The following is a 24,768-nucleotide window of genomic DNA, read 5'->3' as shown; positions in this document are numbered from 1 at the left end:
GTTCTAAGCCTCTAACGGGATGAAGCTGAACTTCGTCACATCCACCAGGCCGCGGTCCGTGAGTTTCAGGGTTGGAATCACGGGCAGGGCCAGGAACGCCATTTGAATAAAAGGCTCATCCAGGGCAACCCCCAGACTGCGGAAGGATTTCTTCAGATTGGCAATGCCATCTTTGATTTCTTCCGCGCTTTGCAGGCTTAAAAGACCTGCGATCGGCAGTTCCACCAGGGCCTGGACTTTTCCCTGATCGACGACGACAAAGCCACCCCCTTTTTCAATCAACGTGTTCACCGCCACCGTCATGTCTTTGGCGTTGGTGCCAATGACCATAATATTGTGTGAATCGTGGGCCACAGAGCTTGCTAAAGCCCCCTGTTTAAGTCCCAAACCCTTCACCAGACCCAATGCGGGAGGAAGGCCTTTGCCATAGCGCTCGATATTGGCCATGAAAAGAACGTCCTCTTTTTCAAATTTCTGTCCGTCGAACTTCAAAGTCAGATGCTGAGTGATGATCTCGTGAGGCACGATCTCAATCACATTGTAAACACCTGGAAGCAGATTCACAGTCAGATCTTTTTCCGTCAAAGAGGTCCGCTTCATGGTGTTTTCCAAAGGGGGTTGGGAGGCTTGAAGTTTTTCCTGCAAAGACTTTTCCAGATGCAGTTCCGAAACAAACTGTCCGCCGATCATCACATCCTGGATGTCCACTTGTTTAAGGTCCTTCAAAAAGACCAGATCGGCCTTCTTGCCCGGAGCCACCAGTCCCAGTCTTTTAAGGCCAAAGTGTTTTGCCGCGGAATAAGTTGCCAGACGATATGCCACGTGAACAGCTACGCCATGTTTGTTGATCAGCTCTTTGATCAAATAGTTGATATGACCTTCGTGTGCGATTTCAAAGGGATTGCGATCATCGGTGCAGAGCAGGCATTGAGGTGATGAAAAATCATTCACCAAAGGCGCCAAAGTTTTTAAGTTCTTCGCAACACTGCCTTCGCGGATGATAAGGCCCATGCCTTTTTGCAGTTTTTCGCGGCCCTCTTCCAGGGTGACCGTTTCGTGGCAGTTCTGGATCCCGGCTAGCAGGTACGCATTCAGTGGTTTACCACGCAGCAGGGGAGCATGTCCGTCCATGTTGAGATCGTCAAAGGCCTCAATCTTGGCGTGAACGTCCTTGTCGGCATAAATCACACCGGGGAAATTCATCATTTCGGCCAGCCCCAGCACGGACGGGTGGTCTTTGAAGCTTTTCATTTCTTCCAAAGGGAAATCACTGCCCGTGGTTTCAAAACCCGGAAGCGCCGGCACACAGGATGGCATCTGAACAAACAGATTCTGATGCATCAGTTCTGATGAACGCAAAAACCAGCTAAAGCCTTTTCCACCAAGAACGTTGGTGATTTCATGGGGGTCACAAATGGCCGTGGTGGTACCCAAAGGCAAGGTGGCTTTTTCAAACTCAAAAGGCGACATCATGGAAGATTCAATATGCAAGTGACCATCGATAAAGCCTGGTGTGACAAAATCCCCTTGGGCGTCGAAAATGCGTGCCGCTTTTTGGTCCTGATATTCAAGTCCAACACCCACGATGTACTGACCGCCCACGGCGATGCAGGTGGGGTAGGTTTCACCGGTGATCACATCCAGCAAGTGGACGTTGGTGATCAGCAGATCCAGTTCGCCATCCCCGCGGGCTTGCGCCAGACGCTGGGGCATTTCTTGCGAGGGAATCTTTTGTGTTTTTTTACTATGCAGGCTCATTGTTTTGGTCCCTTGTTTTAAGGATTTGCGCCACGATACTAAAGGCAATTTCAACCGGCGAGTTGGTGCCAAAGTTTTCACCCATCGGGCAGAAGAAGCGGGTCAAGGATTCCTGGGGCAGTCCTGCATCCAAAAGATCCTGTCTTAGGCGGCGGGCTTTTTGGTCGCTTCCGACATTGCCGACGTAAGTGAAGCGATCCCTTTGTTTCATCACTTCAATCAGTACAGGAAGATCTGTTCCATGTCCCATGGTCATTAAAGTGATATAGGCCTTGTCGGGGATAGAGGCCACCAGGCCCTTCATGTCTTCAGTGCAAACGGTTTTAAGCTTTGAGGACTTTGGCAGGCGATCAATCCATTCCTGCCGGGGATCGACGCAGGTGATGCGGCAGTCCAGCAAAGTCAGCATACGCACAAATTCCTGGGCGATGTGGCCAGCGCCAAAGACATAGATATGAAACGGATGATTCTGTTCATGCAGCTCAAAGAAGAAACTGACCACGCCCCCGCAGGTCATGCCGATATCTTTTTGCAGATTCCAGTCGGCATAAAGGTGCGGTGTTTTGGCCTGAATCATTTTTTGCGCCTCTTCAATGGCGCGTTTTTCCACTTTGCCTCCACCGACGGTTCCAAACTCCAGCCCTTGAGCCGATATCAGGGCGCGTGCGCCCACTTCCTGAGGCGAAGATCCTTGTTGGTTCACCAGTGTCACACTGACAAAGGTCTTTCCTGCCTCTTGCAGGGTTTTGACGGCAGTAAGGTAGTCTTCAAAGTTCAGTCTACTCATGACGGGAAAGCTCCATCAGCATGTCCTCGGGGGTGGCCGGGGACTTCAGTGTTGAAATCAAACCTTTGCTTTTGGCATTGGCAGCATCTTTAAGTGCCGTCCAAACGCTAATGCCCAAAAGGAACGGAGGTTCCCCCACGGCTTTGGAACGATGAACGTTTTCGCGATTTTCATGGTTTTCAATAAATTCAACATTAAAGATCCTTGGTGTGTCCTGGACATTCGGGATCTTGTAGGTGGTTGGAGAATGACTGAGAAGTTTTCCGTCTTTGTTGTGGAAAAGTTTTTCGGACGTCACCCAGCCCATGCCTTGCACGAAGGCTCCGGTGACCTGACCACGGTCAATCCCTGGATTGATGGGGCGGCCAAGATCCATCAGGATATCAGAACGCAAGACTTTGTATTCGCCCGTCAAAAGATCGACTTGCACTTCGCTGACGGCCACACCATTGGTGAAATACTTAAAGGGTGTTCCCTGGCTGGTTTTTTTATCAAAACCCAAACCTTCGGTTTTAAAGTGAGCGTATTCCCCCAGAGACATTCGGTTGAAGTAAGCTTGTTTGACGACGTCCTGCCAGGAAATGGATTTACCCGACGGAAGATGTGTCAGCATTCCGCCTTCAAATTGGAATTCTTCAAAGCGCAGCTGGGTTTCATCCAAAGCCGGACATTCGGCGATGTCATTCATCGGAGTCCCCGCCAGAATGTTCTGGAAAAGCCACGCCAGACGCTTTTGAATTCCCAAAGCGGCCTTCATTGCCGCGGCACAGTTGATATCCGATCCACTGGAGGCCGCTGTCGGAGAGGTGTTATGGTTTTTCTCTGTCGAAGTCGCCATCACTTTGACATCCTGAGAAGGAATCCCAAAGGCATGCGCCACCACCTGCTGGATCTTGGTGTTCACACCCTGACCCATTTCCGTGGCGCCGGTGGAGACTTGCACGGTGCCGTCTTTGTGGACGTTGACGGATGCATTACCCTGATTCAGGAAGCGCGCCGTGAAGGCGATTCCAAATTTGGTCGCAGTCATCGACAGTCCTTTGACATGTGTCTTGCTGCTGGCATTGAAGGCGTCAATGTCCTGTCGGCGCTTTACGTAGTCCGATGATTTTTTAAGTTCTGCAAAAAGATCCGGCAGGGGGTTGTGCCCCAAGTGCTGCCCATAGTGGGTCACATTTCTGACAACTTTCTGGTAACAATTGAGTTCACGAATCTGCAAGGCATCTTTTTTCAGGTAAAGAGCGATGTCTTCGATGATGCTTTCGATCGTCATCGTTCCTTGCGGGCCCCCGAAACCGCGGAAGGCGGTGTTGGAATATAAGTTCGTGCGCACCACCGAACCTTCGATAAACGCATTTGGTAAATAGTAGGCCCCATCGACATGGAACATGGCGCGATCCAAAATTGAACTGGAAAGATCGGCATAGGCGCCACCATCTGCATACAGATGGGCTTTCAGTGCCAAAATTCTGCCATCATCATCAAAGCCCACTTCATAGTAGTTTTTAAAGGGATGGCGTTTTCCGGTCATCATCATGTCGTCGTCTTTGGATAGACACAGTCTTGCCGGGCGTTTCATTTTTTGCGCCACCAAAGCCGCCATGGCCGCAAACGGGGCGGCCTGACTTTCTTTTCCACCAAAGCCTCCACCCATGCGTTTTACAACACAGACAACTTCATGCAGGCTTAAACCCAAGGCTTCGGCCACGACGTGCTGAGTTTCGGTCGGATGCTGGGAGCTGGCGTGGATTTCCATCTGTCCGTCTTCCAGGGGATAGGCGATGCAGGCCTGGGATTCCAGATAGAAGTGTTCCTGACCGCCACATTCAAAAGCCCCCTTAAGACGGTGCGCAGATTGACCCAGAGCAGCCTCCACGTCACCGACCCTGAAGGCATTGGCTTTATAGATGAAACTTTGCTTGGCGATGGCGTCATCAATCGTAAAGATGGCCGGAGCTTTTTCCACCTCAAAGCGCACGAATTTTTTGGCGCGAAGCAAGGACTCCATGTCTGTTCCCACCAGCAGGACCGCCGGTTCGTCATAGTATCCAATCTTATCAGCCACCAGAATGGGTTGTTCCGGGACAATCGTACCCCAGGAATTGTGATGAAGATCTTTGGCAGTGAAAGCCGCCAGCACACCTTTAGCCTTGAGGGCCTCAGAGACATCAATGGACTTAAGAATTCCCGCCGCAGCAGGAACTCCGATCGGCATCACTTGCACTTCGCCTGCCATCAAAGGACGGTCGTCAATAAAAACGCTTTCGCCGGTGACGTGGCCTCGGGATGAATCGTGGGGGATGTTTTGACCTACGGACATGGGATTTCCTGCTCAAGTTCTAAGTGGCATTTTTTAAATAGATTCTCGGCAACTTTCAGACGGTATTCGTCCGAAGCACGCAGATCAGAAATGGGCTTGATCAAAGAACGAACCTGCTTCCCCAGATCGGCAAAAAGAGCTTCGTCGAAACTCCGCCCCTGGGCCGACTTCTCAAGTTCTGGCAGGCGCACCACGGTGGGGCCGACACCACCCATGGCAAAACGTGCCTCGGTTATTTTAACACCATCCATTTTTAAACTCGCCGCAAAGGTCACGGCAGATATGTCGAGATCTTTGCGCAGGGATACTTTGAAAAAGCGATGTTTCCACTCCGGTCCCGGAACCGGGATCAGAATTCCAGTGGCAATTTCGTTGGGTCTTACGTCAAAGACTTTATAGGCCTTGTAAAACTGGCTTAAAGGAACTTCACGCAGACCGTCCACAGATTGCAGATGAACTTTGGCATCCAAGGCCAGCAAAGCCGGGATGCTGTCCCCAATCGGAGATCCATTCATCACATTCCCCACCAAGGTGCCCTGATTCTTGATCTGGGGCGAAGCAAAGATGCGCAGCAAACGGGACAGTTCGGGCAGGGTGCTTTCCACATAATTTTCAAGCTGAGTCAAAGTCACACGCGCGCCCACCCAAACGCCGTCGGCTCGGGATTCAATTTTTTCAGTTTCGGCAATCTTATGCAGGCTCATCACGTTATCAAGGAAGGACTTTCCTTTGTTATGAAGAACGCCCAGGTCCGTGGCCCCGGCCACCAAGCGAGTTTCGGGGGATTGATTTTTCTGATCCACCGCCACAGAAAGGCTGAAGGGCGCATGGAAACGGCGCTGGCCCGCTTCGATGTGCAAGGAATCCTTTAGCAGGGGAGCAAAGCTCTTTGACTGTTGTGTGGTGAGATATCTTTCCTTGAGGGGTTTCCACTTGGATAGATCCACATGCGTCGCCGCTTGCAGAATAGGCTCATAACCCGTGCAACGGCACAGATTGCCGGTCAGATGGTTGCGGGCTTTTTTTTCTGAAATGCTTTTGCCATGGCAGTGGCTGCTTTCGGCTAGGGATGAAAGCGCGCACACCATGCCCGGCGTGCAGTAACCGCATTGACCGCCGTGGAACGTGCGCATTTTGTCCTGCACTTCATTCAGCTCGTCCTGGTCTGACAGACCTTCCACAGTGACCAGCGAGGCCAGGTCAAACAGGTACATCGGGGCGATACAGGAATTGATGGTTTGAAAATCTGACCACTCTGGATTTTCGGCCTGGGTTGCTTTGAGTTTGGCAACCAAAACCGTGCAGGCGCCACAGTCCCCCTCGGCGCAGACCACTTTGGTTCCCGGCAGGGAGTGGTTTCGCAGATATTGGGCCAGAGGAAGGAATGCTTTTTCACCACCGATGCTATGTTCAACACCGTTGATAAGGACATGAATTTCGTTGCGAATTTTTGAATCAGCCATCTAAATGGGTTCTCATAAAAGGAACCCCATTTCAATAGAATTTGCGGGGCCAACTGCAATGACCTCAATGACACGGTGCTGGCGGTGAAGGGCTTTGCGCCGAAGCCATGGTTGCCCCTTAAAAGCAGGCAGATTCCAGCGTTTTGAGTCTTCTCCAGCGTATGAGCACAAAAATCACGAGTTTTAAGTCGAGGAGAATATCTTCGCGGGCAAATTTTTCCCCTCTGCAAAGGTCTAAAAGAGGGCCAGTTCCAATCTGGAACGCGACCTACTCTTTGAGCATTGCGGGAAAACAGACAACGATTGATATCAGATCGCGAAGGATTCGCGTTCAGAGGGGAAAAAAATGAAAATGAACCATCTTGTAATTGCAGGCCTCATGATGATGTCTGCTCCGGTATTTGCGAAGTCTGGTCCTGTAGAAGGTAAAATCGTTGGTGGCGTTGAGGCGTCCATCGGTGAGTTTCCTTACATCGTGTCTCTACAGAGCAGCAGTCACTTCTGCGGTGGATCTCTGATCAAGAAGAACTGGGTTTTGACGGCGGCTCACTGCGTTCGCGGTGGCACTGTGAAAAAAGTTGTAATCGGTCTTCATGATCGCACAAATGCGGTGAATGCAGAGTCTATTGCTCCTAAGAGAATCATCGCTCACCCTGGTTACAACAGCCGCACAATGGAAAATGATTTTGCCCTGATCGAGCTTTCTCAGGATTCTTCCTACACTCCAGTGGCTTTGAATCCATCTGAAATCACTCTTCCAGAAGACGGTTCCCAGATCATGACGACAGTGGCTGGTTGGGGTACGACTCGTGAAGGTTCTTACTCTTTGCCAACTTTGCTGCAAAAAGTCAGCGTTCCATTGGTTTCCACTGAGGCTTGCAACAAGTCTTATAAGAACGAAATCAAAGACAGCATGATTTGCGCGGGTTATGAGTCCGGTGGTAAAGACTCCTGCCAAGGTGACTCTGGTGGTCCTCTTGTGGCTCAGGATGAAAACAATCAAACATACCTGGTTGGTGTCGTGAGCTGGGGTCAGGGTTGTGCTCGTGCGAACTACTATGGCGTTTACGCTAAAGTGAGCAACGCATACAAATGGATCACTGAAACTGCTCAGTAATTCTGCTGCAAAAAGCTAAAAACAAAAAAACCCCGGGCATTGCCTCGGGGTTTTTGTTTTTTATGACTTCTTCCGAGCGACTTAGCGACAGCGCTCTTTGCTCCACTTCACAAGTTCTGGGGCCTTGGACTGGCTGGCGTCAAACCAGCGGGCTTCTTCGAAAACCCAGACAAAATCCATTTTGAAGGCGCTGTAAGTGTTTACATAATGAAGCCCCTCACAAATGCCCTCAAGCCCCTTGTCGCTCATGTACCAGTCCGAATGAGTGCCGATAATTTCACTGCGGTTTTGCTGGGAATCCTGACAGGTATAAACGCAAGTCCACTTGCGTTTGGTGCCATACCAGGTCTTTTCATAAAGCTGATACTTTTTGCTGAAGGGGTCGGCGATGCACTGGCAGGCCTGGGCCCATCCCGGGGTTGTCAGGGACAGTAAAAACGTCAATGCAAGGAATAGAAAAGCGTTATTTTTCATGCGCAGGTAAAAGCTGCAAGTCCGATTCCAGGGTGGGGGCGGTTCAGATGGTCATCGGTTAAAAAAGTGCTGTCGATAAAATCGACAGTGCCTGTATTTATTTTTTAGACGTCGCGGTGTTTTTTTGCGTTGTAAGCCTTGCGCCCTGCGCGATGTTGCAGGGGGAGTTCGTTGTTTGCTAGCAGAGCGCAAGATAAACTTGCGCAGCGGTCCAGCAGCTCTTTGGAGGCTTCGGCCAGCGCATGACTGTGTTGAACGTAACGGACATTGTGCTCCATGTTTTCGGCGCTCCACCCAAGGGAGTGGGCGATGAACGGAAACGGAGGCAGGTGAAACCCCAACTCCGAAAAAAATCCCATCAGGTGACCGGCGACAGACTGCACATTGTCCTGGCCCCCCGTGATGATGAAACCGGCGACTTTGTTGTGTATAAGCTGATTATTGTGGGTTGTGATTTGGTTTTGAATGCAATTAAAGCGTTCGATCATTTTGTAATACAACGAACTGGCCGAACCCCAGCGAATCGGGGTGGCCAAAATCATGATGTCAGCCCAGTGAATCAGGTCTTCATAAATGCGATCGAGCTGGTCGGTTTCATCCAGTTGAGTTAGTGAGCAGGGCCAGGTGCAGGCATGCGCGCTTTTGGAATAAAACCCCTCGCAGTGGCGAAACTTCAAATCGCGAACTTTCTGCAAATGGGTTTCGTAACCTTTGTCCTGTGCATATTTTAAAGTTTCCAGCAGCAAAAGCTCCGAGGTGGAAATACGTGGATGGGCAGAGTCCATCACGGTTGTTGAGATCCCAACCACCCGCAATGGTCCGTCGTGACGCTCGGGCTTTCGTGTCAAGGGATGCGGAGCGTGAGGCAGTTTTTGGCGCGGACTTGCATTGGCAAGATCAATCCAAAGTTCCTCATCTACGATCTTCAGGGGATAGCTGGGGACTCGGTCGGCCTCGAATCCGGGTTCCCCTTCACCGGTTCGATAGTGGAATTTGTAATAGTGCCAGGGGCACACAACGTAATCCCCCTCGAGGCAACCTTCGCCCAAGGGGCCCCCCGCGTGGTTGCATACACCCGAGATGGCCGTGAAAAGTTCATTCTTGTAGATCAAGGCAATTTTGGTGCGGTGAACTTCGAGTTGCTGAAGTTCTTTTTGTTTAAGCACTTCGACGGAGCCCAGTTTGTTCCAAGAAGGAGTGGAGTTCATAGCTTATTGAATCTGTAAATAGAGATGGAGAAAAGAGTTTCTGGGGTCTTTTTGGTGAATGGCAGGAGCTTGATGGAAGTGGAGGCTTCGACACTGGGTGTTGTGTTATGAGGTCTTCAGCATTCTCATCGGAGCTTTGCTGGGATAGCAGGCAGATTCTAGAATCTTGGTGGAACACTTTGGAGTCTAAATGGGACTCAAGGGATTGCCCTTCCTTTATGAAGCCCCACACAATGATGTTTAGGGAGGAACATGTGGCGGAAGATGTGGACACAGTGAAGGATATTCGGAAGCGTCTGGCAGGGGTTCTACAGAGCGTAATTGAAGAGATGACATCTTGCTACAACAACGTGGAAGTGGATTTTACTGAGGGCGACAAAACGACGATCTATCGAGTGGTGGTTCCGGTTGAAGTGCGTGGCAAGCTTATTGGTGCCCAAGGAAAAAACATCACCTCACTAAGAAATATCATTGGTGCGATGAGTGGGAATCACGGCTTTCGAGCGATCATCGAACTAGTGATCTAGTCGTGGGCGTTCCTTTGTGACGCAAAGAGGGAACGCTTCTGTTATTTTAATCTTGCAACTTCGTCATTAAATGTAAAAATTCCTTCATTTCATCTTGAGGGGATAATGTCTAATAAATTCGGAGCCCTGTTAAAAACCAAACTTGAGGAAATTCAAAAAAAGAACCCTCGCTTCTCCTTTCGTTCTTTAGCTAAAAAAGTGGGCATTTCGCCCGGTTGTTTGAATGAGTTGATGCACGGGAAACGTCCTTTAAGTGAGTTCTATGCCAACAAGATTGTTTTGGGTTTGGAACTGGGGACAGAAGAACGCAATGAGGTTTATTCGTTGATCTCTACGCGTTCGCGTAAATTTGCCGCTCAGAAAGTTTTGATGGAAAAAGAGATGGAGATGCTTTCCAGTTGGGAACATTACGCCATCTTGAACATGATTCGCATGAAGACCTTCCGTTCAGAGCCAGAGTGGATTGCCGAGCGCCTGGCTTTGCCCGTGGAGCGAGTGGAAAAAAGTTTGGAGCTGTTGATGGAATTGGGGTTCATCAAGCGCAAAGGAAATTCCATAGCCCGGTCAGTGGCAAGTTTGGCAACGACGGAAGATATTCCGAGCCAAGCCCTGGTGAAGGCGCATCTTTCGGATATGACCAAAGCCATGGAGGTTTTGCAGAGCACACCTCCGGATGTGCGTGACTTTACATCCATCACGATGGCGATCAATCCGGAAAAATTTGCTGAAGCCAAAAGCCTGATTAAAAAGTTCCGCCGTAAACTGTCCATGCTTGTTGAAGAAGGTGAAATGACAGAGGTTTACAACTTGAATATTCAATTCTTCCCCCTGACGGTTCAAGAAAGAGAGAAGAGCCCTTTATGCTAAGACTTTCGTGTTTAATCGCAGCATTGATTTTATCTTGGGGAGGCCTTGCGCAGGCTCGTTTTGGTGGGGATGAAAAAGGTAATGGGGGCAGTGTTATTGACTGTCCGCAAAACAACCCATGGGAACGCTACGAGGTTTTGGATCTTTACGAAGCCCGTGAGGTTCAGACTTTCAAATTGGATTTGATTGAGGCGTATTCCTACCAGGACGTCTTGGCCAAAATGATCAATAGGCTGGAGGAAATCAATCCGACTCGCGCCCGATTGTACCGGTCCTACGCAAAAACTTTCGAGCAGGAAACGCGCATGATTTCCGGGGCTGAGTTTACCGATGTTCCGGATCGTGGCTGGGGCGCTTTGCCGAAGGGCTGCCGACTGGTGCAGGGGGCCGTTCAGTACAAACGCCCGAGTATCGCGGGTCACCGTTATTACATCAATAAAGATGTTTGGGATGGAATGAACAACACCCAGCGGGCAGCGTTGGCTTTGCATGAGATCATCTATCGTGAAGGTCTGTTGCCGGAAAATGGTTTTCAGTCTTCCAACGGTGTGCGCCTGTTGAACGGCTATCTGCATTCGACAAACATGCGAAATGTCACGCTGAAGAAATACGTGGATCTGATTCAGCGTTCCGGTCTGCAGGCCATAGACATTCAAGGTTACCCGGTGATTTTGCACGGTGGTGGTCTGGGGGAAGAGGGTGATTACACCGTAGAGTTCTACGACTCTGAAGTTGTGAAAAGAGCCGTTCTGGCGCGACAGGTAGAGCTGCCAGCACCGCAGGGCAAAACAGCTCCATTCTTGTGTGGACCAGAGGCCAAAGGGCCTCCGGCAGAGATAAACTTCTATGCCAGTGGTGTGATTCAGCGAGTTCGTCCACGTTGTTCAAGCGTGGGCTTCGTGATTTACAGTCGGGAATCCTATGGTCAGATCACTGCTTACGAAGTGAACTACGATATTGAAGGTCGTATGACCAGTGCGATGTCCTTTCAGTTTGAACTAAACCATCCTGATTACCATCTGCGATCCTCCAAGATCGGTGGGCTCATCGAATTTTATCCAACCGGAGAGCCTCGACGTGCCTTTATTGGCCGGCATTTTTCCGATGCCACGGGAAGTTGGGTTCGCATTGATGAAGTGGGGCAGGACCTGGTCGCTTTGCAGAAAAATGACGTCCTCTTCGATCAAACAGGACGTATTGTGGAACTTAACCTCATTCCGCGCTAGCAATTTTTTCCGGCGGTTTATCCGCCGAAAAGATTTAAACAGAACGTCACTAATGCGGCGTTAAAGAAATCAATAAAACAAGAGCCAACCAAAGGTATGACCAAAAAGGCTTTCGGGGCCGGGCCGTATCTTTGTGCTAAGGACGACATATTGGCCATGGCATTGGCGGTCGTTCCCATCATAAAACCGACGTAGCCGGCACTCATCACAGAGGCCTCATAGTCCTTACCAGCCACCCAGAATGCGGGGCCGATAGCCGTCACAGCAACCAGCACGGCCTGCATGACCAGAAAGACAATGATTGGCAAGGCAGCGTTGCGCAGTTCTTCCAGACGCAAAGACATGATGGCCATGGCGATGAACAGAGTTAAGGCAACATTGCCTATTTCTTCAATCCATTCAGGCTTGATCTTAAACACGGGCTTCACGTCTTCAATGTTGCGAACAACGGCCGCAATGATCATCGAACCAATGTAAATGGGCAGCGTTATTTTCAACGAACTGATCCAGGAGCTTAAAGTGGTTCCGATTCCCATGATCAGGACCAGAGCCAGAATATGCAGCAAAAGATCACGACCAGGGAAGGAGCGAAGGAAGTGAGAGTCCTCGTGCTGTTGAGAAGCCGCAAGTGGAGCCTCCTTCAAACGTCGCTTGTTAATGAGATAAGTGGCCAGAGGGGTTCCGACAAGTCCTCCTAACACGATGCCCCCCATGGCAGTCGTGAGGCCGATCGCTGAAGCACCCTCCACCCCGGCGGATTCAAAGGAGGGACCGAATGCCAGGGCGGTGCCCGGACCGCCAGTTAAAGACACGGCTCCCGTCAGTACACCCATCAACGGATGCAGGCCCATCAACTGAGCCGCGCCAATACCAGCGGCGATTTGTAACACCAGTCCGCAGATGGTCAGAAGCAGGAAGAATATAACGGCGCGGCCGCCTTCTTTTAATAAACGCAACGAGGCGGAATAGCCGACCGAAGCAAAGAAGGCAATCATCAGACTTTCTTCGAAAGCTTTGTTGAACTGGATTTCAAAAAGCCCCTGACTTTTCAGAAGCGAAATGACGATGGCGACAACAAAACCACCAATCACCGGAGAGGGCAGGTTGTACTTTTCGATGAAAGAAATCCTGCTTTTAAGATAGCGGCCGAAATAAACGACCAACGCGGCAAGTGCAACTGTTTGAAAGGATGTCAACGTCATGCGTTTAAGCCTAACGTGACATCCGGGGTCTGTCTAGAAAACTCCTTGAACTTATCCGGCTTTGGCAGAGCCGTTCAGCACACCTTCGACGGCGCCCACCAACTGATCCAGGTGATGCGACTGATTCGACAACTCCACAGAAGCTGCGGCCGTTTCTTCCGAGGAAGCCGCGTTATTCTGTGTGACTTTGTCAAGGTCTTGCAGGGCCTGAGAGATCTGCGCAATGCCGGTGGTCTGTTCAATGCTGGCGGTGGCGATTTCGGTGTTCAGTGCTGAAACTTTTTGTGCTTCACGTACGATGGTTTCCAGTGACTCGCCACTTTTTACCGCGAAATCGTAGCTTTGTTCCACTTGTTGAACACTCTGCGAGATCAAGGTTGAAATCTCTTTGGCGGAAGTCGCTGATTTTTGCGCCAGTTGGCGGACAGCGTCGGCAACCACCGCGAAACCGCGCCCGTTTTCTCCGGCACGGGCGGCTTCCACAGAGGCATTTAGAGCCAAAAGATTGGTTTGGAAAGCGATGTCGTCAATAACCCCGGTGATCTCCTCCACCTTCTTGGCGGTGGCAGAAACCTCTTTCATCGACTGAATCAGGGTGCGGATCTGTTCTTCACCGATTTCGGCGGCCTTCATCGTCGACAGGGACAGGTCTTTTGCGCTCTGGGCGTGGTCGGTATTAAGTTTCACCATGCTACTAAGCTCTTCGATAGAGGCGGAAGTTTCCTCAAGAGCCGCCGCCGCTTGAGTGGAGGCAGAGCTTAAGTTTTGAGAGGCATCAGAGATTTCCGTGCTGGTCGCAGATAGATGGGAGCTGGAGGACTTAATGGAATCCACAGCCTGATGCAGGTGTGAAAGCGGTTTTTTCAGAATGAGCCATGCGATAAAGATACTGATCAGCAGCCCGACAGCCGAGAACAGCAGAATTTTGTTTGTGGAGGCGGCGCTGATTGCATCTGTGTTAGCCATGCTGCTGGTGATGGCAAACACCCCGTGCAGGCGGCCATCGGCCCAGTTTTCCATTTTATGGCCTAGGATATCGTTGCCGTTGCCAAAAGGGCTTTGACTGGGATTTCCATGGCAAAGAAGGCATCCTTGTTGTTCGGACAGACGCACGGGGCGATAGACAACCACAGAGGATTCCTGAGTGTCGACGATCTCTTTCAGGGTGGGGTCTTTCAGGAAGCGATTGTAGATTTCCATTTCTGTGGCACTGGCCATATTGGTGTCGCGACGGGGTTCTGGAGAGAAGACCCGGAACTTATAGCCGCTGCGTTCGGCCTGATCCTGGCCCACTTTGATAGAGGAAAAGATCGGAACCCGGCGCAGGATGTTTTGTTTGATATCTTTAGGTACGTTGCCGTCGGGATATTTGTTGCGGATGCTTTCTATATATTCCGGAAGCCCACCCTGTGCGGCCACATAGTCCCGTGTTCCTTCCAGTTGGTCCAGAATCGCGCGACTTTTGTCGATGAGATTCCTTTCCCCCTGATCATGCACTTCGTGTCGAGAGACTTGGGTGGCGGTTAATACCGCCAGAGCTGCTGCCAAACTAACAATTCCTAAGATCTTACTGATGAGCTTCACGTACAACCTCCAGTAGTACTTTCAGGATAAGAGTGGAAGGTGGAGGCAGTGATGACGGCCATCATGATAATAACTTTATTTTTAGGGGCGGCGATTCGTATTGAGACAAACCCGGCTAATTCACGATCCAATTCATAACAATGACGGACAGGGCTCCTGCCACAAAGTGTTTTTGAATAAGATATCGCATTTGTGTCTCTTTCATTTTTGCGAAAATCTCTTCCAGAGTCACACTGATCATGGCACCTCCGGCGAAGGCCAGAATGTAGGGAAGGGAAGATGACGTGATAGAGGTGAAAACTCCACCCAGTGTGCCTCCCAGAATTTCCATCACTCCGGTCAGGACAGCGCCGAAGAAAGACACTTTGCGGGACATGCCGATGGAAAGAAAGGCGGCCGCCGTGGCCAGTCCTTCGGGAAAGTTCTGAAAGACAATGGCACCCACCACCGTCCAGCCATTGGCCTGCGATATAGAATCAGCGCTCAGCGCAGCTCCCGAAGCCAAACCTTCAGGGAGATTGTGCAGCATCATGGCCGTGACAAAGAGCCAGGCTCTTCGATGAGCGGACCATGCGGAGGGCGACACATGATGGATCAGATGACTGAGTCCATAAATGGAAGCCACACCGAGCGCCAGGGCAAGAGACACCCCGAAGGCACTGTGCGAACTGGAATAGGCCGGCCCGATCAGGTTAAAAGCAGCAGCAGCCAGCATCATCCCGATGGCAAAATCCAGATTCAGACTGCGCCAGGGATTCCAGCCATTGCTTTTTTCCTTGAGGATGGGCAGGGCCCCCAACATGGTTGAAAGCCCTGTGATTCCTCCTGCAAGTAAACCCATCAATGCACTGCCCATTTTCAACCTCTTTGATGGTCATTGGTCGTTTAAGATCTGTGGCTGCGAATCATCCAAGCGGCTTTTTCGTGGAATCCGATAAGATCCTCGTACAAAGTCACCGCACTGGTTTCTTCCGCATCTTCCGCTGTTTCCAGACGTGCCTTTAACGCGATCGCCATATTAGTATGATCCTGACTGAGTGTCTCGATCATTTGGTTGGCGTTCAGTCGGTCCGGAGCTTCTTGAATAGAGGAAAGTTCTTTAAATTCTTTGAAGCTGCCAGGAGCTTTGGTTTTTAAGGCGCGCAGGACTTCGGCGGTGCGATCCACGAATTCAGCCAGCTGGCCATATTGTTCTTCAAACAGTTTGTGCAAAGAGAAGAACAGGGGGCCTTCCACGTTCCAGTGGAAGTTCTGAGTCTTTAACTGCAGCAAATACTCTTCTGCAAGCGACTTTTTCAAAGTCTCAACAACAGAGTCAGTGCTTGCCTCAACTGCTTTGAGGCTGCTGACGGATTTATTTTCACCGATGGAATGTGATGATTGTGATCTCATAAAATCCTCCTTGCGAGTTACTCTTGCCTGATAACAGGATAGGTTTGCAGAGGGTATTTGAACAGTTCTCTTTTTCTATGGCATCTATAGACAGAAACTATGGGCTGTCTATAGACATAGATGAAAACTATTTGAGATAGCCCAGAGGATTGTCCACCTTAAGAAGGTTTTTGGTCTTGTTGACGGAGACACCTTCGGGCAGGTTTTTCTTTATGTTTTCAATTAGGGCCTTTAGCAAAGCTTTTCTTTGAAAGTGGGGGCCGTGAATCAAACTGACTTCGCGGGTGGGCACAGGATCGGAAAAAGGTCGCAGGCGTTTTTTGTCCTGGACATCCATCGCGGCCAGCCACGGCAGCAAGGTGAAGCTTTCGCCCTGATCCACCAGTTTTTTCAGTGTCTCCAGACTGCCGCTTTCAAAGGTGAAATTGCGGTCGGCGGGGGGAGCTATTTTTTTATTCCGGCATAAGGACAGACTTTGTTCGCGGAAACAATGGCCTTCATTCAGCAGAAGCACATCGTCCGAAGACAGATCCTTCTCGTCGACAGTTTTGCGGGCCAGCAGTGCATGTCCTTTGGAAAAGTACACATTGAAGGGCTCATAAAACAGAACATGACTGGCAATATTCAGGTCATCAATCGGTGTGACCAGAATGCCCAGATCCAGGCTGTGATTGCGGATCTTTTCGATCATCACTTCGGTCTGCAGTTCTTCAAAGGTTAAATGAAGTTCGCTGTGGGTCTCTTTCACTCGCTTCAGGAACAGGGGCAGCAGATACGGTGCCAGCGTGGGGATGATTCCGATGCGCAGTTCTCCACGTAAGGATCCCTTGGCGTCATCGACGATTTCCTTGATGTGCTGAGAACCTTTGACAACCAGTCGGGCCTGTCGGATCACCTCTTCGCCCACTGAAGTGGCATGAATGGGTTGTTTGGTTCGGTCAAAGAGAATCACACCCAGCTCATCTTCCAGTTTCTGAATTTGCATGCTCAGGGTGGGTTGAGTGACAAAGCATTGGCGTGCTGCCTGGCTGAAACTTCCAGTGTCGGCAACGGCGAGAATATATTCAAGTTGAGTCAGCGTCATGTTACAAGCTTGCCGTTGCGGTCAGGAGCTTGCAAGCATATTCCTGGTCAAGGGGGCTTGATTCAAAGGATCCAAATCCCCTGAATCAAGCCTTGGTGAGTGAGCAGGGACTCTCTCAGCCTAGATAGTCGTCTTTGGGTTTTCGATCTTTCGGATTGGGATTTTTGGGTTTGAGTTCCATCACCCTTTCCGGCTTTTCTTTTTCGGGTTTGACTGGTTTTTCCTCAGGCTCATCGTACAGATGATAGTGCGAGGCGATTTCGGCAAATCGTTCGCTGGCTTCTTCGATAGCCATGCCAACCTTGCGTTCCAGCAGGTCGACAATGGATTGTGTGTTTCCTTTGGTTTTTTCCAAGTCATGCTCTGAGAGCTCACGCCATCTTTGCATGAGCTCTCGTTTGAGTTCCCGCCAGCGGGGGCCGTTGAGGTCTGTTGCCATGGGGCACCTCCTTATTCGGTTTCAATCACCATGTCGATACGACGGTTTTGGGCGCGTCCTTGTTTGGTGTTGTTGTCACTGATGGGTTCCTCAAAGCCGCGTCCCACAGCCTCGACTTTGTCTGCTGCGATGGCGCCTTTAGACACCAGATAGTTTTCCACGGCCTGGGCTCGTTTTTCAGACAGGGACTGGTTAGTTTCGGCACTGCCGACATTGTCGGTGTGACCTTCGATGATCACCTTCGATGGCGCAACGCCCGCCAAAGCCGCTTCGACTTTATTCAACAAGGCCTGATTTTTGGGGCCCAGAGAAGATTGAGCTGATGGGAACTGCAGCCCTTTTAAGCGCACCATCAACTTTCCATTTTCCGTAAAGACTTCGGCTTCATTCGGTTTTAATTGGCGACGCAAGGCCTGGGCTCGGTCCAACAGGGCTTGTTGTTTTTCCAGCTCCATACGACGGCGTTCAGCTTCGCTTTGGACCTGCTGCAGTTCCTGTTCCGTGGAAGAGTACTCACTGCGCAAATTGGAAATTTGTCGTTGCTGGCGCTCAGCCATCAGAACAAGATCCTCTGAATTTCCCGCATTCACTTTGCGAGTGACTTCCAGCAGATGTTGCGATTCACGGGTGGCGTCTTGGGCGGCGCGGGCGATCGCATTGGTGTTGCGCGGGTCGGCCTGAATCATTTTTTCCGCGTTATCATATTTCATAGAGGCCATGCTGAAGCTTTTTGGTGCGTTTTTATCCGCCCCATCTTTTTTGGCCGTGTCCAGGTTGTCTTTGGCAGTGCCCAGGTAGGCCTTGCTCACAGACATACGCTCCAGTTCGCGATAACGTCGGACGATGTCCTCGCCACGTTTGTCGGAAGGTTTTAGATTTCCTCTTTCAACTGCGTGAGTGATCTTTTCCAGTTCCTTGCCGTTCTTGCCCCATTCTTTCGGGAAGAACTTCGGAGCTCCGGCTTTCATTGCTCCTTCACGGGCATCTGTGATATCGCTGCCCACGGACATTTTTGCAATTTCAGCTTTGGCATTGGCCTGTTCCAGCCAAGCTCGGGAGTAAGACACCTGCTCCAGAACGTCTTCATTGGATTTGTTCTTTTCTTTTTTGTCTTTGGCTTTCTGCAACGCTTTGGAGGCGTCCGTGAAGTTTTCCGGTGACAAGACATCCACCTGCTTGCTGCGAGCCTCGTTCAGCATCATTTCGGTTTTTTCAATTTCAGTGGTGGGGTTGGCCGTGGATGAAATGGATTGGACATTGGGTGGTGTGCTTGCGCAGCCTGCGACTACACCCGCCAGTGCCAAAGATGCGATAATCTTCTGAGTCCGGGAAACCATAAACTCCTCCTTCGTCGCAAAAACGAAAATATTATTGTTTATCGTATTTCAACGCTAATCCTGCGCGGTGAAAGCAGACAAGGAAAACAGAAGGAGGTGTTTGTTTTGGTGCAACTTAACAGGGATTGGAGGAGATAACACTATCGAGGGCGAGGCTAGCCTCGTGTCCCCCGACAATGGAAAATGAAAAATAGAAAGTTTGAGATTAGAAAGCGTATCCGAGGCGAACCATGGCGTGAGGCAGAACCATCTTACCCACTTTGTCGGCCAGATCCTCGGCGTCTTGGCGGGCTTTGATGTATTCAGGATCATTTAACACCGTGGTGTTTGTGGTGCCATCTTGAATTTCAGTTTTGTTCGAAAGGGGAATCTGAGCGCCCAGCTCAACACCGAAGTTCAAGCCAGAATTGAATTGCCAGAACCATCCCACTTTCGGGGAAACATAGGTGCTGGAGATTTTTACTTCCGGCTCGGCTTTTTCCGCACCGACAGTCAAAGTCTTTTTCGCTGTAACTCCTTGTGAGCCCAGAGCCGCCGCCAGATAGAAAGAGCCCGCAGTCGGGTGATAGCGTCCGGCGACCTCCAGGTTGCCAATGCTGAACTCTTCCTTGTCGTTTTCTTCGTCTTTGGGTTTAAATCCTCCGCCGCCAATTTCAAGCGCCACGGACCACATTTGTGACTGATCCAGATATTCGATACCGCCGGACAGCACGTGCGGGATCCCCAGGCCGCCATAGACACCCCACAGGCTGCGAGGCCATCCACTTTCGCGGGCAACGTCAGGCGTGGCTTCCGGGACGGGGGCTTCTGCTGAAATCGGTGTAGGCTTTTCCGCAGGGACACTTTCAGTGCCTTGAGCAAAAGCAGTTGTTGTGGATAGAAGAAGAGAAAGAATCGTGATGTGTGTGGATTTTGTCATAACCCACATTTTGAGTTAAAGCGGATTTAGTTTCAATGCAAAAACATAAAGCTTGCCAGCGAGTACAGTCCAGCTGTGATTAAAACCAGACCGGCAATTCGCTGTTGTTTCAGTCCGGCACTTTGAATGCCCTTTCTGACCATCATCGGGACAGCACTCAAGGCGGGAAGTCCCCCCAGCCAGAACAAAGCCAAAGTTAAAGCCCCCGCCCAAGGACTTTGGGTGGCAATGGCCGCAGTGACATAGGTGTAAAGCCAGCCGCAGGGGAGCAGGGAGGTCAGAAGTCCCACAACAAAGCCGGACTTACCTATATGGAATGCTTGCAGACGTTTGATGACCCCCAGAATTGAGTGGGCGCCTTTCCAGGAGGACAGTTTTTGGCGAATGGAGGCGGGAGCCACCAGGTTCAGTCCGGACAGGATCAGGACCAAAGCCAAAAGGATGGCCGAAATCCAACGTAAGAGAATGAAGTCACTATTGAGAAAAAACTGCCCCAGACTGCCAGCTAAAATCCCCAGCAAAACATACGAAATCAAGCGGCCCAGATGATAACTCCAAAGGCTGTGGCGGGCACTCATCAGGGTGGCCACCGGACCGCACATACCAGCGCAGTGCCAGCTGCCGAAGAAACTTGAAGAAAGAATGCCCAGGGCCAAAATCAACGAGGAGGTCATTGGGCTTTCGGCCCCACTAAGATCAGTTCCCGTTTTGTTTTGAATCCATCAAGAGCGAGCTCATCTTGCACCAGAACTTCGGTTTTGATCTGACCGCTGCCAGGCATCACTTCAGGGGGAATTCTGACAAAGAAGTACCACTCTCGGGCTTCTCCGGGGGCCAAGTTGATGGGATTTTCAGCCACTTGCAGGGTGATGCCTTTGTCCAAGAGTTCCTGTGGCAAAGTCAGAACGTAGCGCGCACGCAATGATCCCTGATTCTGGATATGCAGGCGGAATTGATTTAACAGGGCTTCGTGGCCATCCACGTTTTTAACGTATGAGTAGGGAAGTCCCGCGCCTCTGAGGACGGCAATATGCACCGGCTCACGGGTTGAAATGGCATAACTTAAGCCGCCCACCAGTCCAAGTATCGCAATAATATAAAGAATGGATCTTGGCTTTTTCAAAGAAATCTTACTGCCATCCAAAGTGTCATAGCGAATCAGACCTTTGGGTTTTTTCACTTTTTCCATGATCTCATCGCAGGCATCCACGCAGGCCGTGCAGGCAATGCACTCCATTTGCAGACCGTTGCGAATGTCTATTCCGGTCGGACAAACCTGAACACAGCGATTGCAGGCAACGCAGTCGCCGACTTTTTCTCCGGCTGCGGCGGTGCCTTTGCGAGGTTCGCCGCGTTTGACATCGTAAACCACGGCCAGGGATTTTGAATCCAGCAGGACGGATTGAATGCGTCCGTAAGGGCACATGATCACGCAGAATTGTTCGCGGAACCAGCCAAAATCAAACAGGATCACAGCAGTGAAGAAAAGAACCAGAATGAAGTAGGTCATGTGCTCTGAAGGAGAGCCTTGAGTCATGGCCAGTAAATCTTTGGCCCCGACAAAGTAAGCGATAAAGCTGTGGGCAATAAAAGAGGAAACCACAAAGAACAGGAACCACTTCAGTCCCACTTTGCGGAATTTGGTCAGTGTCATCGGACCATCGCGCAGTTGACGGCGTTGGATATAACTTCCTTCAACCCATTGTTCAATACGGCGATAGACGGCATCAATAAAAACAGTTTGTGGGCAGGCCCAGCCGCACCACACGCGTCCCCAGATGGAAGTGACAAATGCCAGGCCCAGGGTCAGAGTGCCCAGAATGAAAAACAATAACGGAGCATCGTGGGATTTAAACAGAATTCCAAACAGCGCAAATTCGCGGTTGGGGATGTCGATCAGAATAGTCTGGTGCCCATTCATTGTCGTCCAGGGCAAGATGAGGAAAATGATCAGCAGAATGATCTGGGTCCAAGTCCGGTGCTTTCGATAAAACCCCCGCACTTCTGCGGGGATGATATTGATGCGATCACCATGTACGTCAACACTTGTTAGTTTGCTTGGATCCAGACCTGCCATAAAATCACTCTACAGCCTCTCCTTGAGGTTCTTTAGCACCTGGAGGATTGCTGCCTTTCTTGGATATAATAAATGCACTCACGGCATAGATTTCATCTTTTTTCATCACAGGGCCCCAAGGCGGCATGCCTTTTTCAGGAACCCCGTCACGAATAACTTTGACGATATCCATGCGTGTTGCTTTTCCGTGTAACCAATATTTATCTGTCAGATTCGGACCAATCAAGCCCTGAAGCTCCGGACCGTGGCAAGAGGCACATTTAGCCACATACTGCTGAGCCCCCAAAGCCACCATACCGTCCTTTTCAAAAGCCGCCTGCAATGACTCCTCAGTTTCCATCGGTGCCGTTGCCGTTGCGGTCGCTTGAGTTTTTTCGATCTCTTGCATGGCCACTTTCAGTTCGTCCTGCAAAGTCGGTCCGCCACCCAGTTCATAGTGTATGAAGTAGATGAAGGCAAAGATGATGGTGAGGAAGAACGTCCACAGCCACCAGGTTGGCATGGGATTATCGTGTTCGATAATCCCGTCATATTCGTGGAATTTGTCCTTGTTGTCGCTGCTCATTTTATTCTCCATCCTTCAGTGGAATTTGTTCCATATGAGAGTAAATTTCCTTGCTCGATTTGCGGTAAACCCAGAACAGGACTCCGACAAAGAACAGGAAGAAGATCAAGAGACCCATCGCCGTTAAATGCGTGTCCGTGAAATACTTCAAAGCTTCCTGTTTCATTGTACTTTCCCTTTCTGTCCCAGCGACTGAAGGTAGGCGATCAGGGCCACGATCTCTTTATCAGCAAGACCCTTCGGAGCGCCATTCGCTTCTAGGTCTGCAGCAATTTGCTGCGCTTGCTTCTGAGCGTGAATATCCGCATTGGCAATCACATCTTCGTCGTAAGGAACATCCAGTTTTTTCATGACGGACAATTTCTTGCGCAGAACTAGGAAGTCGGTTTTCTTTTCCGCCAGCCATGGGTAGCTCGGCATGATACTCTTCGGAGTCACTGCGCGAGGATCCATCATATGGCTATAGTGCCACAGATTTGGATACTTCTTACCCAAACGGGAAAGATCCGGACCTGTACGCTTGGAGCCCCATTGGAAAGGACGGTCGTACATGGATTCTTCCACTGTGGATGCCGGTCCATAGCGCATCACTTCAGCCGCGATAGGGCGGATTTGTTGCGAGTGGCAGACATAACAGCCTTCCTTCACGTAGATATCACGGCCTGCCAGCTCCAGCGGAGTGTACGGATCTGTGATATTATTCGGATTCACATATTTGTGCAGTGACAAAGTCGGATAAATCTCGATCACAGACCCCACAGCGATTGCCAGGAAAGCCAAGACAGAGAAAGTGAAACCCATACCTTCAAGTTTGCGGTGAGTTTCTTTAGTCACTTCATCAAAGCCAGTGCGCTGAACTTCGGCAGAAGTGTCTTCTTGATTTTTTGGTGCCATCTTAACGGTTTTAAAGATGTTGTAGCACATCATAATGAAACCGATCAGGAACAGCAATCCACCCAAAGCACGCACCCAGTACAATGGAACGATACGAACCACCGTTTCGATAAAGTCAGGGTACGCCAAGGCACCTTCTTTATCGACCGCCAGCCACATCAAACCTTGAGTGATACCCGCAACTACCATGGAGATGTAGTAAAGAAGCACACCGGTCAATGCCAGCCAGAAGTGGTTTTCCAAAAGTTTTTTGGAATAAAGTTCAGTTCTCCACAAGCGGGGAACCAGATAGTAGATCATACCGAAGGACAGCATCCCATTCCAGCCAAGTGCGCCGGAGTGAACGTGACCCACGATCCAGTCTGTGTAGTGACCCAAAGCGGAAACGGATTTGATGGACAGAAGAGGTCCTTCGAATGTGGACATACCGTAGAAGGTCAATGCCGCCACGAAGAATTTGATCAGCGGCTCGGTTCTTAGCAAGTGCCAAGATCCTTTCAAAGTCAAAAGACCGTTGATCATACCACCCCAGGACGGAGCCCACAGCATCACAGAGAAGATCATTCCCAGTGTCTGCGCCCATTCAGGCAGGGAGGTGTAAAGCAAGTGGTGCGGACCCGCCCAGATATAGATGAACACCAAAGCCCAGAAGTGCACGATACTCAAACGGTAAGAGTAAACCGGACGGTTGGCGGCTTTTGGCACGTAATAGTACATCAAACCCAAGAACGGAGTTGTCAGGAAGAACGCCACCGCGTTGTGGCCGTACCACCACTGAACCAGCGCATCCTGAATACCCGCGTACACAGGGTAGGACTGGAACAATGTCACCGGAATCTCGATGGAATTCACAATGTGCAGTGTCGCGACCGTGATGATCGTGGAGATATAGAACCAGATCGCCACATACATGTGTTTTTCACGACGTTGGCGGATAGTTCCGAAGAAGTTCACAGCAAAGACAACCCAGATCACGGTGATGGCGATATCAATCGGCCACTCCAGCTCTGCGTATTCCTTGGATTGGGAATAACCCAGAGGCAAGGTGATGGCTGCCGCCACGATGATCAACTGCCAGCCCCAGAAGTGGATGCGTGACAAAAGATCCGAGAACATGCGGGTTTTCAGCAGGCGCTGGGATGAATGATAGATCCCGGCGAAGATGGCATTCCCCGCAAAGGCAAAGATCGCCGCATTGGTGTGCAGCGGACGAAGTCGTCCAAAGGTAATCCATTCCAGATTCGCGTTGAGCGGCCAGTAAGCCAGTTGCAGCGCCGCCACCAGACCAAACAGGAAGGCCGCAGCCGCCCAGATCATTGTGGCGAGGGTGAATTTTTTGACGATATCGTCATCGTAATAAATTTTTTCGATGAGATTCCCAGTTGTGTTCACGATTTTTTCCTTTCGTTTTCTTCGCTTAAAATTCGGTGTGCAGGTGTCTCAAGGTCGTCAAATTGACCTTTGGATGTGGCCCAGAGGAAGGCCGAGACAAAGCCAACCCCCAAAAGCAAGGCCATCGGGATCATAA

General features: G+C 50.4%; 24 protein-coding genes. 4 read left to right on the top strand and 20 right to left on the bottom strand.

What is annotated here, in order from left to right; translation table 11 throughout:
- Positions 1–3 precede the first annotated feature (3 nt).
- Genes adeD through ACZ5ZZ_RS11590 form a run of 4 tightly spaced genes read right to left on the bottom strand, consistent with a single transcriptional unit; the run spans position 4 to position 6,328 of the window.
- The gene (gene adeD, locus ACZ5ZZ_RS11605) at positions 4–1,758 is read right to left on the bottom strand and encodes an adenine deaminase (protein WP_464139502.1); all 1,755 of its coding nucleotides are present in this window, start codon (positions 1,756–1,758) and stop codon (positions 4–6) included.
- Positions 1,745–2,545 carry an XdhC family protein gene (locus ACZ5ZZ_RS11600; RefSeq protein ID WP_464139500.1) on the bottom strand — a complete coding sequence of 267 codons (801 nt, stop codon included), beginning with the start codon at positions 2,543–2,545 and terminating at the stop codon, positions 1,745–1,747. Before ACZ5ZZ_RS11600 ends, adeD begins: the two co-directional genes overlap by 14 nt.
- Positions 2,538–4,865 carry a xanthine dehydrogenase molybdopterin binding subunit gene (xdhB, locus tag ACZ5ZZ_RS11595; protein WP_464139498.1) on the bottom strand — a complete coding sequence of 776 codons (2,328 nt, stop codon included), beginning with the start codon at positions 4,863–4,865 and terminating at the stop codon, positions 2,538–2,540. The genes ACZ5ZZ_RS11600 and xdhB overlap by 8 nt, the downstream gene beginning before the upstream one ends.
- Positions 4,856–6,328, bottom strand: a complete 1,473-nt coding sequence (locus tag ACZ5ZZ_RS11590) for a xanthine dehydrogenase small subunit (RefSeq protein ID WP_464139496.1) — start codon at positions 6,326–6,328, stop codon at positions 4,856–4,858. Before ACZ5ZZ_RS11590 ends, xdhB begins: the two co-directional genes overlap by 10 nt.
- 346 nt (positions 6,329–6,674) lie before the next feature.
- Between ACZ5ZZ_RS11590 and ACZ5ZZ_RS11585 the strand changes: the two genes are divergently transcribed.
- Positions 6,675–7,445 (top strand): S1 family serine peptidase, encoded by a 771-nt coding sequence (locus ACZ5ZZ_RS11585; RefSeq protein ID WP_464131272.1) that lies wholly within the window; start codon positions 6,675–6,677, stop codon positions 7,443–7,445.
- Between the two features lie 81 nt (positions 7,446–7,526).
- Here ACZ5ZZ_RS11585 and ACZ5ZZ_RS11580 read toward each other — a convergent pair whose 3' ends face one another.
- On the bottom strand, positions 7,527–7,919 hold the full coding sequence (locus tag ACZ5ZZ_RS11580) for a hypothetical protein (protein WP_464139494.1): 393 nt from the start codon (positions 7,917–7,919) through the stop codon (positions 7,527–7,529).
- 104 nt (positions 7,920–8,023) lie between these two features.
- On the bottom strand, positions 8,024–9,127 hold the full coding sequence (locus ACZ5ZZ_RS11575) for a Rieske 2Fe-2S domain-containing protein (RefSeq protein WP_464139492.1): 1,104 nt from the start codon (positions 9,125–9,127) through the stop codon (positions 8,024–8,026).
- A 254-nt stretch (positions 9,128–9,381) separates the two neighbouring features.
- Between ACZ5ZZ_RS11575 and ACZ5ZZ_RS11570 the strand changes: the two genes are divergently transcribed.
- The 3 genes from ACZ5ZZ_RS11570 (at position 9,382) to ACZ5ZZ_RS11560 (ending at position 11,747) form a co-directional block, all read left to right on the top strand.
- The gene (locus tag ACZ5ZZ_RS11570; protein WP_464139490.1) at positions 9,382–9,654 is read left to right on the top strand and encodes a KH domain-containing protein; all 273 of its coding nucleotides are present in this window, start codon (positions 9,382–9,384) and stop codon (positions 9,652–9,654) included.
- 105 nt (positions 9,655–9,759) lie between these two features.
- Positions 9,760–10,521, top strand: coding sequence for a DUF4423 domain-containing protein (locus tag ACZ5ZZ_RS11565; RefSeq protein WP_464131266.1), 762 nt, complete (start codon positions 9,760–9,762; stop codon positions 10,519–10,521).
- Positions 10,515–11,747: a hypothetical protein gene (locus ACZ5ZZ_RS11560; RefSeq protein WP_464139488.1), complete on the top strand. Its 1,233-nt coding sequence runs from the start codon at positions 10,515–10,517 to the stop codon at positions 11,745–11,747. The genes ACZ5ZZ_RS11565 and ACZ5ZZ_RS11560 overlap by 7 nt, the downstream gene beginning before the upstream one ends.
- Before the next feature lie 17 nt (positions 11,748–11,764).
- Here the strand turns inward: ACZ5ZZ_RS11560 and gltS are convergent, their stop codons facing one another.
- The 14 genes from gltS to ccoS all read right to left on the bottom strand — a co-directional run bounded on the left by gltS (position 11,765) and on the right by ccoS (position 24,757).
- On the bottom strand, positions 11,765–12,949 hold the full coding sequence (gltS, locus tag ACZ5ZZ_RS11555; RefSeq protein ID WP_464139486.1) for a sodium/glutamate symporter: 1,185 nt from the start codon (positions 12,947–12,949) through the stop codon (positions 11,765–11,767).
- Between the two features lie 51 nt (positions 12,950–13,000).
- The gene (locus ACZ5ZZ_RS11550; RefSeq protein WP_464139484.1) at positions 13,001–14,533 is read right to left on the bottom strand and encodes a methyl-accepting chemotaxis protein; all 1,533 of its coding nucleotides are present in this window, start codon (positions 14,531–14,533) and stop codon (positions 13,001–13,003) included.
- A gap of 115 nt (positions 14,534–14,648) precedes the next feature.
- A complete protein-coding gene (locus tag ACZ5ZZ_RS11545) occupies positions 14,649–15,389 on the bottom strand; it encodes a ZIP family metal transporter (RefSeq protein WP_464120610.1) in 741 nt (246 codons plus the stop codon).
- Between the two features lie 29 nt (positions 15,390–15,418).
- Entirely contained in the window at positions 15,419–15,925 is a 507-nt protein-coding gene (locus tag ACZ5ZZ_RS11540; protein WP_464120611.1) for a Dps family protein, read from the bottom strand.
- A 127-nt stretch (positions 15,926–16,052) separates the two neighbouring features.
- On the bottom strand, positions 16,053–17,009 hold the full coding sequence (locus ACZ5ZZ_RS11535; RefSeq protein ID WP_464120612.1) for a hydrogen peroxide-inducible genes activator: 957 nt from the start codon (positions 17,007–17,009) through the stop codon (positions 16,053–16,055).
- A gap of 115 nt (positions 17,010–17,124) precedes the next feature.
- A complete protein-coding gene (locus tag ACZ5ZZ_RS11530; RefSeq protein WP_464131254.1) occupies positions 17,125–17,448 on the bottom strand; it encodes a transcriptional regulator in 324 nt (107 codons plus the stop codon).
- A gap of 11 nt (positions 17,449–17,459) precedes the next feature.
- Positions 17,460–18,785 (bottom strand): OmpA family protein, encoded by a 1,326-nt coding sequence (locus ACZ5ZZ_RS11525; protein ID WP_464139482.1) that lies wholly within the window; start codon positions 18,783–18,785, stop codon positions 17,460–17,462.
- A gap of 205 nt (positions 18,786–18,990) precedes the next feature.
- Entirely contained in the window at positions 18,991–19,704 is a 714-nt protein-coding gene (locus tag ACZ5ZZ_RS11520; protein ID WP_464120615.1) for a hypothetical protein, read from the bottom strand.
- A gap of 32 nt (positions 19,705–19,736) precedes the next feature.
- Positions 19,737–20,378, bottom strand: a complete 642-nt coding sequence (locus ACZ5ZZ_RS11515) for a sulfite exporter TauE/SafE family protein (protein WP_464139480.1) — start codon at positions 20,376–20,378, stop codon at positions 19,737–19,739.
- A complete protein-coding gene (ccoG, locus tag ACZ5ZZ_RS11510) occupies positions 20,375–21,781 on the bottom strand; it encodes a cytochrome c oxidase accessory protein CcoG (protein WP_464120617.1) in 1,407 nt (468 codons plus the stop codon). Before ccoG ends, ACZ5ZZ_RS11515 begins: the two co-directional genes overlap by 4 nt.
- A 4-nt stretch (positions 21,782–21,785) precedes the next feature.
- The gene (locus ACZ5ZZ_RS11505) at positions 21,786–22,346 is read right to left on the bottom strand and encodes a cbb3-type cytochrome c oxidase N-terminal domain-containing protein (protein WP_464131247.1); all 561 of its coding nucleotides are present in this window, start codon (positions 22,344–22,346) and stop codon (positions 21,786–21,788) included.
- Position 22,347: 1 nt separating this feature from the next.
- Entirely contained in the window at positions 22,348–22,512 is a 165-nt protein-coding gene (locus ACZ5ZZ_RS11500; RefSeq protein WP_347358684.1) for a CcoQ/FixQ family Cbb3-type cytochrome c oxidase assembly chaperone, read from the bottom strand.
- On the bottom strand, positions 22,509–24,632 hold the full coding sequence (gene ccoN / locus ACZ5ZZ_RS11495; protein WP_464139478.1) for a cytochrome-c oxidase, cbb3-type subunit I: 2,124 nt from the start codon (positions 24,630–24,632) through the stop codon (positions 22,509–22,511). Before ccoN ends, ACZ5ZZ_RS11500 begins: the two co-directional genes overlap by 4 nt.
- A complete protein-coding gene (ccoS, locus tag ACZ5ZZ_RS11490) occupies positions 24,629–24,757 on the bottom strand; it encodes a cbb3-type cytochrome oxidase assembly protein CcoS (RefSeq protein ID WP_464135208.1) in 129 nt (42 codons plus the stop codon). The genes ccoN and ccoS overlap by 4 nt, the downstream gene beginning before the upstream one ends.
- Positions 24,758–24,768: the final 11 nt, after the last annotated feature.

This window comes from Bdellovibrio sp. HM001 (genome assembly GCF_055397275.1).
This window is presented reverse-complemented; position numbering and strand designations above follow the sequence as displayed.